This is a genomic window from Streptomyces cinerochromogenes (assembly GCF_014648635.1).
GTDB lineage: Bacteria > Actinomycetota > Actinomycetes > Streptomycetales > Streptomycetaceae > Streptomyces > Streptomyces cinerochromogenes.
The window spans coordinates 59,566-71,684 of the sequence record NZ_BMRM01000010.1; the positions used below are offsets into that span (position 1 = coordinate 59,566).

Consider the following 12,119-nt stretch of genomic DNA (forward strand, 5'->3'; position numbering starts at 1 on the left):
CGCCACACGACGACGTCAGCCGGGCGAGGTGATCACCCGTACTCCCGGGGGAGTACGCGGCGCGGCGGCGGGTCCCCGGGGGCGCTCAGCTGACGTCCTCGCAGGGCAGTCCGACCGAGGTGTACCTGCCGTTGTCCAGCTCCCAGCCCTCGGCACAGGTCTGGCCGGTCCCCCGGCCCTTGCCCGCCACACCGGGATAGGCGCTGTCCTTGCCCTCCACCCGCATGCCGGGGCCCCACACGTTGATGTGGCCGTAGAACCGGTTGGAGCCGCTGTAGTAGCCGCTCGTCGTGTAGCCGGACGCGTTCCCGACCACGTTGATGCAGACCTTGTGGTTGCACCCGTGCGCGTCCCTGCGCTCGGGGACCTCGCTCACCCTGAGGCAGACGTCCCGCGCGCACCTCCAGGCCGCGCTCGTGTGTGCCCTGCCGGCGGCCGCGTGGGCCGTCTCGGCGGTGCCGGCACTCGCGCCTGCCGTGATCAGAGCGAATGCCGCCGCGGCGACGAGCAGAGAACGCATGGGACCTCCCGTGACTGACCGGCTCGGAGAACACGTGCATGCCGAGTTAAGCCACCGCGGCGGCGCTCCAGGGGAGATGTGCCGTCAAACCACCCTCAAGAGGGGCAACACGACGAAGCCGGTGAGCGGTGGCGGGGCCCGGCGGAGGCGTGCGCCGTCCCGCTCAGCCCCGCCCCAGCCCGACCCCCTCGGCCAGGCGGCCCGCCGCGTGCCGGAAGAACGTCTCGCGGTCCTCCACCACCCGGTTGAACTGGCCGAACAGTTCGAAGCCGACCAGTCCGAAGAGCTGGGCCCAGGCCGCCACCAGGGCCACCGCGGCCTCCGCCGGCAGGTCGGGGGCGAGGTCGGCGGCCAGGCGGGCGGCCTCGGGGCGCAGGCCGGCCGGGAGGGGGAGGGCGGTGAGGCCCGGGCCCTGGTGGGCGTCGCGGACGATACCGATGAGGACCATGCCGACCCGGGCCGCGGGCGGCACGGTGGTCTGCGGGGCGGAGTAGCCGGGCACGGGAGAGCCGTAGATGAGCGCGTACTCGTGCGGTCGGTCGAGCGCCCAGCCGCGCACCGCCTCGCACACCGCGACCCAGCGGGCCTCCGGTGCCGCGTCGGCCGCGGCGTCCCGGGCCCGCTCCGCCGCCTCGCCGAGGGAGTCGTAGGCGTCGATGATCAGGGCGGTCAGCAGGTCGTCCCGGCTGGGGAAGTAGCGGTACAGGGCCGACGAGACCATGCCCAGCTCGCGCGCCACCGCCCGCAGCGACAGCTTCGCCGCCCCCTCCGCCGCCAGTTGTCCGCGCGCCGCCTCCTTGATGGCCGCGGTGACTTCCTGCCTGGCCCGTGCGCGGGCGCCCTGTGCGGTGCTCATGCCAGCAGTGTGCCACGAAAGAGAGCAGCGCACACCGACATGAGCATCGCACCGAAAAGAGAGCACCGCTCTTGCTTTGGAGCGCCTGTCTGCCCCAGACTGGAGGCAAGCGAGAGCACCGCTCTCTCACACCGTGGGGGTCTCCATGTCGTCTTCGCCGTACTACCTCAAGGGCAGTCCGCTCAACGTCCGCCTGAACAGCGTGATCGGCTGGCTCGCCCGGCACGGGATCAGCCTGGCGGGCAGCGCGGAGATGTCCGTGCCCGGCCGCAAGAGCGGCAGGATGCAGCGCATCCCGGTCAATCCGCACCGCTACGACGGCGGGCAGTACCTGGTCTCGGCGCGCGGCCATTCGCAGTGGGTGCGCAACATGCGGGTCTCCGGCGGCGGGGAACTGCGCGTGGGCCGCAGGGTGCGCACCTTCACCGCGGTGGAGCTTCCCGACGCCGAGAAGCTCCCGATCCTGCGGACCTACCTGGAGAAGTGGGGCTGGGAGGTCAACCAGTACTTCGCCGGGGTGACCTCCACGTCCTCGGACGAGGAGATCATCGCCTGCGCCGGCGACCACCCGGTCTTCCGCATCACCGTCACGGGCTGACGGGTTCCTCCGCCGCGGCGGCCTGTCCGGCCTGCCCCCGGTCCAGCGCGGTGAGGGCGCGCTGGGCGAGCGGGTGGGAGCGGACGAGCTCGCCCAGCGAGGTCGATCCCTGCGTGATGTCCCGGAACGCCCGCCAGGCCGGGCGGAAGCCGGTGAGGGCCGCGTGGAAGAGGCCGGGGCGCTTCTCGAACACGGTCAGCAGCCGCTTGCCGACGGCCATCTCGACGCCGAGCCCGGCCTTGATCGCGAACGCGTAGTTCAGGGCCTGGCGCCGGGTGTCCACGGCGTCGTGCGCCTCCGCGATCCGCACCGCCCACTCCCCCGCCAGCCGGCCCGAGCGGAGCGCGAAGGAGATGCCCTCACGGGTCCACGGCTCCAGCAGACCGGCCGCGTCCCCGCAGACCAGCACCCGGCCCCGGGACAGCGGGGAGTCCTCGGCGCGGCAGCGGGTCAGGTGCCCGGAGGAGAGGGCCGGCTCGAAGCCGGCGAGGCCGAGGCGGGCGATGAAGTCCTCCAAGTACCGCTTGGTCGCGGCGCCTTCGCCGCGCGCGGAGATCACGCCGACGGTCAGCGTGTCGCCCTTGGGGAAGACCCAGCCGTAACTGCCCGGCATCGGACCCCAGTCGATCAGGACCCGCCCCTTCCAGTCCTCGGCGACCGTCTCCGGCACCGGGATCTCCGCCTCCAGGCCCAGGTCCACCTGGTCGAGCTTCACACCGACGTGGGCCCCTATGCGGCTGGCGCTGCCGTCGGCCCCGACGACCGCGCGGGCCAGCACCGTCTCCCCGCCCTGCAGGACGACGGCGACCGTGCGGCGGTCCGGCACCGCCGAGCCGTGCTGCTCGACCCGCTGCACCGTGACGCCCGTCCGCAGCTCGGCACCCGCCTTCTGGGCGTGCTCGACCAGCTGCTGGTCGAACTCGGGCCGGTTGATCAGCCCGAAGAGCATCTGCTTGGAGCGGCGCGTGCGGGTGAAGCGGCCGTTGTTCGAGAAGGTGACCGCGTGCACCCGGTCCCGGAAGGGCAGCTCGAAGCCGGGCGGCAGGGCGTCGCGCGAGGGGCCGATGATGCCGCCGCCGCACGTCTTGTAGCGCGGCAGCTCGGCTTTCTCCAGCAACAGCACGCGCCGTCCCGCGACCGCCGCCGCGTAGGCGGCCGAGGCGCCCGCGGGGCCCGCGCCCACCACGACGACGTCCCACACCCGCTGCACGTCGTCCGCCGAAGAGTTCTCGCCGCTCACGATGGTCTACCGCTCCGATCAAAGCCGCTGCCAAGTGTCCTGTCGCATCCTACGGCGGCCGTCCGCGCAGGCCACTGTGGGAGGATCGGTGTACTCACCCCGAACACCACCGGTGTACTCACCCCGTACAACGTCGCACCCACGAGGAGCGTGCCCATGCCGTCGAATCCGGTCGCCGAGACCGTCGCCTCGCTGCTGCCCCGGGCGAAGGCGGAGCTGACCGAACTGGTCGCCTTCAAGTCGGTGGCGGACTTCACGCAGTTCCCGAAGAGCGAGAGCGACGCCGCCGCGGCCTGGATCGCCGACGCGCTGCGCGCCGAGGGCTTCACGGACGTGGCACTGCTGGACACCCCGGACGGCACGCAGTCCGTGTACGGCTTCCTGCCGGGCCCGGAGGGTGCGAAAACGGTTCTTCTCTACGCCCACTACGACGTGCAGCCCCCGCTCGACGAGGCCGGCTGGGCCACCCCGCCGTTCGAGCTGACCGAGCGCGACGGCCGCTGGTACGGCCGCGGGACCGCCGACTGCAAGGGCGGCTTCATCATGCACCTGCTCGCGCTGCGCGCCCTGAAGGCGAACGGCGGCGTCCCGGTCAGCGTGAAGGTGATCGTGGAGGGCTCGGAGGAGCAGGGCACGGGCGGCCTGGAGCGGTACGCCGAGCAGCACCCCGAGCTGCTCGCGGCGGACACGATCGTCATCGGCGACGCGGGCAACTTCCGGGTGGGCCTGCCGACGGTGACCACCACCCTGCGCGGCATGACCCTGGTCCGGGTGCGGATCGACACCCTGGCCGGCAACCTGCACTCGGGCCAGTTCGGCGGTGCCGCCCCGGACGCGCTGGCCGCGCTGATCCGGGTGCTGGACTCGCTGCGGGCCGAGGACGGCTCGACCACGGTCGACGGCCTGGACGCCACGGCCGAGTGGGACGGCCTGGAGTACACCGAGGAGCAGTTCCGCGCGGACGCCCGGGTACTGGACGGCGTCGGTCTGATCGGTGGCGGCTCGGTCGCCGACCGCATCTGGGCCCGTCCGGCGGTCACGGTCCTCGGCATCGACTGCCCGCCGGTCGTCGGCGCCACCCCGTCCGTGCAGTCGAGCGCCCGCGCCCTGGTCAGTCTGCGGGTGCCGCCGGGCGTGGACGCCGCCGAGGCCACCAAGCTGCTCCAGGCGCACATCGAGGCGCACACCCCGTGGGGCGCCCGGGTCGGCATCGAGCAGATCGGCCAGGGCCAGGCGTTCCGCGCCGACACCTCCAGCCCCGCCTACCAGGCGATGGCCGACGCGATGGCGGTGGCCTATCCGGGCGAGACCATGCAGTACGCCGGGCAGGGCGGCTCCATCCCGCTGTGCAACACCCTCGCCGGCCTGTACCCGCAGGCGGAGATCCTGCTCATCGGCCTGAGCGAGCCGGAGGCGCAGATCCACGCGGTCAACGAGAGCGTCTCCCCCGAGGAGCTGGAGCGCCTCTCGGTCGCCGAGGCGCTGTTCCTGCGCAACTACGCGGCGGGCTGATTTCTTCTGCCCGCGGCAGAGGGCCCTCGCCCGCGGGCGGGGGTCCTCCCTACGGTCGGCACATGGACGTCATCGAACTGCTGCCCCGGCTGCACCTGCTCCGCTTCCCCGTCGGCCAGGCCTATCTCTGGCGCGACGACGGGGAGTTGACCCTGATCGACGCGGGCCCGATCGGCGCGGGCCGGCCGATCGCCGACGCGGTCACCGCGCTGGGGCACACGCCCCGGGACGTACGACGGGTGGTGCTCACCCACTTCCACGAGGACCACGTGGGCGGGGCGGGCGAGTTCGCCGCGCTGAGCGGGGCCGAGGTGCTGGCGCACCGCCTGGACGCCCCGTTCGTCCGCGGGGAGCGTCCGGGCCCGGAGCCGCGGACGGAGGAGTGGGAGCGGCCCCTGCACGCGGCGGCCCTGCGGCAGTTGCCCCCGGGTCCCCCGCTGCCGCCGCCCTCGCTCACCGAACTGTCCGACGGCGACGTGCTCGGCTTCGGCGGCGGCGCCCGCGTGCTGCACATCCCCGGGCACACCGACGGCAGCATCGCGGTGTTCCTGCCCGCGCACGGCGTGCTCTTCACCGGCGACACGGTGGCGGCGGCCCCGGCCGACGGCACGCCCGTCCCGGGGGTGCTGAACCTGGACCGCGCCCTGCTCCTCGCCTCCATACGGCGGCTGGCGGAACTCGGAGCGGAGGTCGCCTGCTTCGGCCACGGCGACCCGGTGCTGTCCGGCGCCTCCGCCGTGCTCCGCTCGCTCGGTGCCGCGCCGGATCAGCCGACCGGCACCCCCGCCTCCAGGTAGAGCGCGCTGCCCCGCTCCCGGGCGCGCAGGGCCCAGCGCAGCCGCTCGTAGCGGACCGGCGGCAGCATCCCGGCGGCCTCCTCCTCCGTGGCGAACCGCCAGGCGCGCAGCTCGGGGCCGGGCAGCAGCACCCGGGAGGCCTCGCCGGGCTCCAGCCGGCCGCCGTCGAACAGCAGCCGCAGCCCGCCGAATCCGGGCGGGGCGGGCCGCTCCCAGTCCACGACGAGCAGCCGGGGCACCTCCTGGAGCCGTATCCCGGTCTCCTCGGCGACCTCGCGCATCCCGGCGCGGGCCGGCGCCTCGCCCCGCTCCACCACACCGCCGGGGAACTCCCAGCCGGGCTTGTAGGTGGGGTCGACGAGCAGCACCCGGTCCTGCTCGTCGAAGAGCAGCACCCCGGCGGCGAGCGTCTCGGCGGTCGGCTCGGGGGTCTGCACGATGTCGCACGCGGGTACGGCACCGCTGCCGACGGCCTCGGCGATGCGGACGGCGGTCTCGTACGGGGTGAGGTCGCTGGTGTCGACCGGGTGGGCGTCGGCGGTGAGCCAGGAGGCGAGGGCGGCGCGGTAGGGCTCGATCCGGTCGTACGACCACTGCCGTGTGCGCAGATCGCCGTCGGGTTCGTCGGGCGGGGCCTCCCGCCCGGCTATCCGCTCGCGCAGGATCGTTTCGGCCGGGGCGAGGAGCAGATGGTGCACGGCGATCCGGCGGGCGGCGAGACCGCCGAAGATCTCGTCGCGGTACTCCTGGCGGAGCAGGGTCATGGGCACCACGAGGGTGCCGCCCAGTTCGGCGAGCATCGCGGCGGCGGTGTCGACCACCAGCCGGCGCCAGATCGGCAGGTCCTGGAAGTCGCCTGCCTCGGCGAGGTGCTTGGGCGGCAGCAGGTGCGTGAGCGCCCCGCCGATGACCTCGGGGTCGAAGAGCGCGCTGTTCGGGATCAGTTCGATCAGTTCGCGTGCCGTGGTGGTCTTCCCCGCACCGAACGCGCCGTTGATCCAGACGACGGTCACGGACTCCCCCTCTTCTGTTGGCCCCCTGAGGCTTGCCCGCTCCACCCTGCCACGGAAACCCCCTCCCGTTGAGGGCGCCTGTCCGCGCGCGCACGGGAGTGCCGGTGCCCCCGGGCGGCGGGGAGCACCGGCACGCACGCCGTACGCCGTCGGCTCAGTCGTCCCCGAGGGCGTGGTGGTCGACGTCGAGGCTGTCCTGGGCCACGAGGTGGCCGGCCCCGTCGAGGGTGTCCGAGACGTTGAGGTCGCCGAGCGGCCCGTGGTCCGCCGCGTGGGAAGGGGTGACGGCGGCCACGACGAATCCGGCGGCGAGGGTGGCGATGGCGAGCATGCTGCGCTTCTTCATGCCCTGATCAACTGCACGGGCCGCCAGGAGTCACGCGGAGCGCGGCGGTTTCGTCCACGCGTCCGTCAGGTGCGGCGGTTTCGTCACGCGTCCGTGAGGCGCGGCGGCCGTAGCCTTCCGCTCCACGGTGAGCGCGGGAAACCTCGTGGCCCGGTGATCACCCAGCGGATAGTCTCCGGGAGGCCCGGTGGCGCCGGGACCGTCCGAGGCGACCGCAGAAGGGCCACAGCCATGACCAGCCCCCGCCCCACCACCACGCTCTGGCGTCCGACAGGGCCCGTGGAGCTGGAACTGGTCCGCGAGCTGGGGTGGCGGGCGTGGCCGCCGCGGCTTCCGGAGCAGCCGATCTTCTATCCGGTGCTCAACGAGGACTACGCGGTCCGCATCGCCCGGGACTGGAACGTCCGGCACGACGGCGCCGGTTTCGTCACCCGCTTCGAGGTCGACAGCGCCTTCCTCGCCCGGTACCCGGTCCGGCAGGCCGGCGGCGAGACCATCCTGGAGCTGTGGGTGCCGGCCGAGGAACTGGACGAGTTCAACGCGCACATCGTCGGCCGCATCGAGGTCGTGCGCACGTTCCGCCCGGCCGAGGAGCACGCGTGAACGGCGCCCCCGCCTCCGGCGCCGCGGCCGGGGGGTACGTCGAGGACGTCGTACGGTCGGGCGAGCGGCTCGTGCGGAGCGCGGCCGGACTGTCCGGGGAGGAGCTGCGGGCCCCCTCGGGACTGGCGGCGTGGACCCGCGGTCATGTGCTCGCGCATGTCCGCCACAGCGTGGACGCCTACGTCCGGCTGCTGCGGCTCGCGCGCACCGGCCGTGAGCCGGGTCCGCGCGCGGACGCGGCGGCACTGGCCGCGGCGGTCGAGCGGGACGCCGTACTGCCCGCCGGCCGGCTCGCCGCCCTGCTGCGGGACGCTCTCGACCGGTTCACGGCCGAGGCCCGTACGGCGCCCGCCTCCGCCTGGGACCGGCTCGTCCCGGCACCGGCCGGCTGGCGCCACCCCGCCTGGTACCTGCTGCTGCGCTGTCTGCGCGAGCTGGAGACGCATCACCTGGACCTGGCTCTCGGGTACGGCACCGGGAACTGGCCGGAGCGGTACGTCCGCTGGGCGCTGGACGACACCCTCGGGACGCTGCGGGAGCAGGGGTTCCCGCTCGCCTCCGTGGCGGCCGGCGACCTCGGCCGGCGCTGGTCCCTCGCGACGGAGGGCCCGTCGGTCTCCGGGGAGGGACACCGGCTGCTCGGCTGGCTCACCGGCCGGCTGCCCGCCGAGGGACTGGTCGTCGACGGCCCGGCCGAGCCGCTGCCCCGGCCGCCCGCCTGGCCCCAGCCGCCGCTGCCGGGCTGGGGCAGGGTCACTGACGCGTCGTAGCACCCGAAGCGAACAGATCCGAACATCCTTTCCGCCCTCCCTGACGCCCCTCTTCCAACACAGTCCGACACGTCCTACCGTAAACGCGCATCGATGACGCGTACATGCCGTACGTGCCGTCATCCGGTTTCGCGAGTCGGAGGAACGTAACGATGCGTCACCCTCACACCCGCACCACCCACACAACCGACACCACCCACACCACCAGCACCACCCGCACCACCCGCACCACCCGCCGAAGAGTGGCCGGAGCCCTGACCGCGGGGCTGCTGTGCGCGGCGGGCCTGGCCGCCCCCGCCCTGGCCGCCCCCGGCCTCGCCGCCCCCGCCCGGACCCCCGCGGCACCGGCCGCCCCCGCCCTCGCCGACGGCCTCGCGCTCACCCCGCCGATGGGCTTCAACAACTGGAACTCCACGCACTGCCGCGCCGAGTTCGACGAGTCCATGGTCAAGGGCGTCGCGGACCTCTTCGTGCAGAAGGGGCTGAAGGACGCGGGCTACCAGTACGTCAACCTGGACGACTGCTGGGCCCTGCCGGACCGCGACGCGAACGGCAAGCTGGTGCCCGACCCCGCCCGCTTCCCCCACGGGATCAAGGCGGTCGCGGACTACGTCCACGCCAAGGGCCTCAAGCTCGGCATCTACACCAGCGCCGGCAGCAAGACCTGCAACAGCGCGGGCTTCCCCGGCGCGCTCGGCCACGAGTACAGCGACGCGCGCCAGTTCGCCGACTGGGGCGTCGACTACCTGAAGTACGACAACTGCAACAACCAGGGCGTGGACGCCCGTCAGCGCTACCGCACCATGCGGGACGCGCTGAAGGCGACCGGCCGGCCGATCGTCTACAGCATCTGCGAATGGGGCGAGAACAAGCCCTGGCAGTGGGCCTCGGACGTCGGCCACCTGTGGCGGACCACCGGGGACATCAGCGACAGCTGGAGTTCGATGCTGTCGATCCTCAAGCAGAACCTGCCCCTCGCGCCGTACGCCGGACCGGGCCACTGGAACGACCCCGACATGCTGGAGGTCGGCAACGGCGGCATGACGGACACCGAGTACCGCTCGCACTTCTCGCTCTGGTCGGTGATGGCCGCGCCGCTGCTCATCGGCACCGACCTGCGCAAGGCCTCCCAGGCGACCTACGACATCCTGGGCGACAAGGAGGTCATCGCCGTCGACCAGGACCCGCTCGGCAGACAGGGCGTGGTCGTCTCCTCCGCGGGCGGGCGCTGGGTCGTCGCCAAGGAGATGAAGGACGGCAGTCGCGCCGTGGCCCTGTTCAACGAGTCCGGCACCGCCCAGCGGATCGCCACCACCGCGAGCGCCGTCGGCCTGCCCGGCGCCGACGGCTACACCCTGCGCGACCTGTGGCAGCACCGCTCGTACAACACCGCCGGCACCATCGCCGCCACCGTCCCGGCGCACGGCACCGTCCTGCTGCGCGTCTCGGCCGACCCGCGCTGGGCCGCCCATCCGCCCGCCGTCGAACTCGGCCTGGACGGCAGCCCGTTGCTGGAGGCGGCCACCCCGGCCGCGCTGACCAGCACCGTCACCGACCTGGGCCGCACGGCCGCGCGGCAGGTGTCCGTGGCGCTGACCGGCCCCGCCGGCTGGACCGTACGGGCCACCTCGGCGACCTCGGCACCCGCCCTCGCCACCGGCGCGACCCTGCGCACCGGCTGGCAGGTGACCGCCCCGGCCGGCACCCCGGCCGGCTCCTACGCCCTCACGCTGCGCACGAGGTACCGCTCACCGTCCGGCACGGCGGTCACCGGCAGCGTCCCGCTGACCGCGTCCGTCGTCACGGCGCCGCCCGAGGGTACGTCGTACCTCGGCGACCTGCCCTGGCTGTCGGCGAGCAACGGCTGGGGGCCCGTGGAGCGTGACACCAGCAACGGGGAGAGCGCCGCGGGCGACGGCGCCCCGCTCACCATCGGCGGGACCGTGTACGCCAAGGGGCTCGGCGTCCACGCGCTCAGCGACCTCTCCTTCTACACCGGCAAGGCCTGCGAGAAGGTCACGGCGGACGTCGGCGTGGACGACGAGAAGGGCACGAAGGGCACCGTCGCCTTCGAGATCTGGGCGGACGGCACCAAGGCCGCCGCCACGGGTGTCCTGACCAACGCGCTGTCCGCCCAGCCGCTCAGTGCCGACATCAGCGGCGCCCAGGTGGTCCGGCTCGTCGTCACCGACGGCGGGGACGGCATCGACTCGGACCACGCGGACTGGGCGAACGCGCGGCTCGTCTGCTGAACCCCAGGGGCAGGGGCGGCACACCGCGCAGCCGGTCGCGGACCGACTCGGCGGCGGCCGCACGGCCCGCCGGCGTGCCGCCCCCGGCCCCTCTACTCCTGGGAGGCGCGCCGGCAGGCGTCCAGGGCGAGCTGCGCGGGGACGTACTCCCGGCGCAGCTGGAAGTAGCAGGCCCGTACGCTCTCCGGGCTGCCGTCGGCCGCGGTGAGGCACGCCTCCTCGACCACGGCGGGATCGGCTCCGGGATGCGACTGCAGGACCTCGTAGAAGCAGGCCTGCGGCGTCGCGTGGGCGGCCGGTGCGGTGGCCACGGCACCGCCGAGGGCAAGGGCGAGGCCCCCGACGGTTGCGGCGAGACGCTTGAGCATCAGGGTTCCTTCCGGACGGGGCGCGAGCGGGTCACTCAGCGCGACTGATCGTCACGTGACGTACCCGGAGGTCCTGCCGGTGACCCGGAAGCCAGAGGTGGTGAAGGGGCTCGACGGGCTCGTGCGGCGCACGTGCGAACCGCCCGGCCCCCGGAACTGGTTCGCGCTCCCCCCTGCGAGCGGGGAAGGTCCGGCCTGCGAGCGGGGAAGGTCCGGCCTGCGAGCGGGGAAGGTTCGGACGAAACCCGCTAGCCGGCGGCCGCCGGCACCTCCCGGCCGCGGGTCAGCGCTGCCGCGGCGGCGCCGACCAGGCCGGCGTCGGTGCCGGTCTGCGCGGGTACGACGGTGAGCCGCCGCACGAAGGAGAGGGTCGCGTAGTCGGTGAGGGCCTTGCGCAGCGGCGTGAACAGGACGTCGCCCGCCTTGCCGACTCCCCCGCCGATCACCGCTATGTCGATCTCGACCAGGGTCGCGGTGGCCGCGATCCCGGCGGCCAGCGCCCGCGCCGCGCGCTCGAAGGAGGCCACGGCGACCGGGTCGCCCGCGCGGGCGGCGGCGGCCACCGCGGCGGCCGAGGTGTCACCGTCGGGGCCCGGGAGCCAGCCCTGCTCCAGGGCCCGGCGGGCGATGTTGGGCCCGCTGGCGATGCGCTCCACACAACCGCGCGAACCGCACGGGCAGGGGTCGCCGTCGAGGTCGACGCTGATGTGACCGATGTGCCCGGCGTTGCCGGTCGGTCCGGGATGCAGCCGGCCGCCCAGCACCAGGCCGCCACCGACCCCCGTCGAGACCACCATGCACAGCGCGTTGTCGTGGCCGCGCGCGGCGCCCTGCCAGTGCTCGGCCGCCGTGATCGCGACCCCGTCGCCGATCAGCTCCACCGGCAGGCCCCCGGTGATCTCGCGGACCCGGTCGACCAGGGGGAAGCCGCGCCAGCCCGGCACGTTCACCGGGCTGACCGTGCCGGCCGAGGCGTCCACCGGGCCCGCGCTGCCGATGCCCACGGAGCCCGCGCGTCCCCACAGGGGCGACCCGGCGAGGTCGCCGAGCACCTCCGCCACGGCCTGCATGACCGTTTCGCCGTCCTGCTGGGCGGGCGTCGCGCGCTGGGCTCTGGCCAGGATCCGTCCGGCGCGGTCCACCAGCGCGCCGGCGATCTTGGTGCCGCCGATGTCCAGGGCCGCCACAAGGTCGGTGTGCATCAGAGTCAGATCTCCCCGTTGAAGCTTGAGAACCAAGGAAAG

The 12,119-nt window shown here is 73.9% G+C and carries 13 protein-coding genes; 6 read left to right on the forward strand and 7 right to left on the reverse strand.

All coding sequences use genetic code 11. From position 1 onward, the window contains the following. Positions 1-85 precede the first annotated feature (85 nt). Together IEZ20_RS20305 and IEZ20_RS20310 are read right to left on the reverse strand one after the other, a co-directional pair. Positions 86-520 (reverse strand): hypothetical protein, encoded by a 435-nt coding sequence (locus tag IEZ20_RS20305; RefSeq protein WP_189300708.1) that lies wholly within the window; start codon positions 518-520, stop codon positions 86-88. A 163-nt stretch (positions 521-683) separates the two neighbouring features. Then, positions 684-1,376 (reverse strand): TetR/AcrR family transcriptional regulator, encoded by a 693-nt coding sequence (locus IEZ20_RS20310; RefSeq protein ID WP_189300710.1) that lies wholly within the window; start codon positions 1,374-1,376, stop codon positions 684-686. A gap of 145 nt (positions 1,377-1,521) precedes the next feature. Here IEZ20_RS20310 and IEZ20_RS20315 point away from each other — a divergent pair, with 145 nt between their 5' ends. Beyond that, positions 1,522-1,974: a nitroreductase/quinone reductase family protein gene (locus IEZ20_RS20315; RefSeq protein ID WP_189300712.1), complete on the forward strand. Its 453-nt coding sequence runs from the start codon at positions 1,522-1,524 to the stop codon at positions 1,972-1,974. On the opposite strand, the gene IEZ20_RS20320 is transcribed toward IEZ20_RS20315, so the two are convergent. Further along, entirely contained in the window at positions 1,964-3,214 is a 1,251-nt protein-coding gene (locus IEZ20_RS20320) for a geranylgeranyl reductase family protein (protein WP_189300714.1), read from the reverse strand. The genes IEZ20_RS20315 and IEZ20_RS20320 overlap by 11 nt on opposite strands. Positions 3,215-3,370: 156 nt before the next feature. On the opposite strand from IEZ20_RS20320, the gene IEZ20_RS20325 reads away from it, so the two are divergent. Together IEZ20_RS20325 and IEZ20_RS20330 are read left to right on the forward strand one after the other, a co-directional pair. After that, on the forward strand, positions 3,371-4,726 hold the full coding sequence (locus IEZ20_RS20325) for a dipeptidase (protein ID WP_189300716.1): 1,356 nt from the start codon (positions 3,371-3,373) through the stop codon (positions 4,724-4,726). Between the two features lie 62 nt (positions 4,727-4,788). After that, positions 4,789-5,523, forward strand: a complete 735-nt coding sequence (locus tag IEZ20_RS20330; protein ID WP_189300718.1) for an MBL fold metallo-hydrolase — start codon at positions 4,789-4,791, stop codon at positions 5,521-5,523. On the opposite strand, the gene IEZ20_RS20335 is transcribed toward IEZ20_RS20330, so the two are convergent. Then, positions 5,493-6,536 (reverse strand): NUDIX hydrolase, encoded by a 1,044-nt coding sequence (locus IEZ20_RS20335; protein ID WP_189300720.1) that lies wholly within the window; start codon positions 6,534-6,536, stop codon positions 5,493-5,495. The two genes, IEZ20_RS20330 and IEZ20_RS20335, sit on opposite strands and share 31 nt — an antisense overlap. Before the next feature lie 154 nt (positions 6,537-6,690). Continuing rightward, a complete protein-coding gene (locus IEZ20_RS20340) occupies positions 6,691-6,882 on the reverse strand; it encodes a hypothetical protein (protein WP_189300722.1) in 192 nt (63 codons plus the stop codon). 231 nt (positions 6,883-7,113) lie between these two features. On the opposite strand from IEZ20_RS20340, the gene IEZ20_RS20345 reads away from it, so the two are divergent. From IEZ20_RS20345 to IEZ20_RS20355, 3 genes are all read left to right on the forward strand, one after another. Next, positions 7,114-7,485, forward strand: a complete 372-nt coding sequence (locus IEZ20_RS20345; protein WP_189300724.1) for a hypothetical protein — start codon at positions 7,114-7,116, stop codon at positions 7,483-7,485. Next, the gene (locus tag IEZ20_RS20350) at positions 7,482-8,255 is read left to right on the forward strand and encodes a maleylpyruvate isomerase family mycothiol-dependent enzyme (protein ID WP_189300727.1); all 774 of its coding nucleotides are present in this window, start codon (positions 7,482-7,484) and stop codon (positions 8,253-8,255) included. Before IEZ20_RS20345 ends, IEZ20_RS20350 begins: the two co-directional genes overlap by 4 nt. Positions 8,256-8,407: 152 nt before the next feature. Continuing rightward, on the forward strand, positions 8,408-10,507 hold the full coding sequence (locus IEZ20_RS20355; protein ID WP_189300729.1) for an NPCBM/NEW2 domain-containing protein: 2,100 nt from the start codon (positions 8,408-8,410) through the stop codon (positions 10,505-10,507). Between the two features lie 92 nt (positions 10,508-10,599). Here IEZ20_RS20355 and IEZ20_RS20360 read toward each other — a convergent pair whose 3' ends face one another. Both IEZ20_RS20360 and IEZ20_RS20365 read right to left on the reverse strand, forming a co-directional pair. Then, positions 10,600-10,875: a hypothetical protein gene (locus tag IEZ20_RS20360; protein WP_189300731.1), complete on the reverse strand. Its 276-nt coding sequence runs from the start codon at positions 10,873-10,875 to the stop codon at positions 10,600-10,602. Between the two features lie 248 nt (positions 10,876-11,123). Continuing rightward, entirely contained in the window at positions 11,124-12,077 is a 954-nt protein-coding gene (locus IEZ20_RS20365; RefSeq protein ID WP_189300734.1) for an ROK family protein, read from the reverse strand. Between the last annotated feature and the right edge of the window lie 42 nt (positions 12,078-12,119).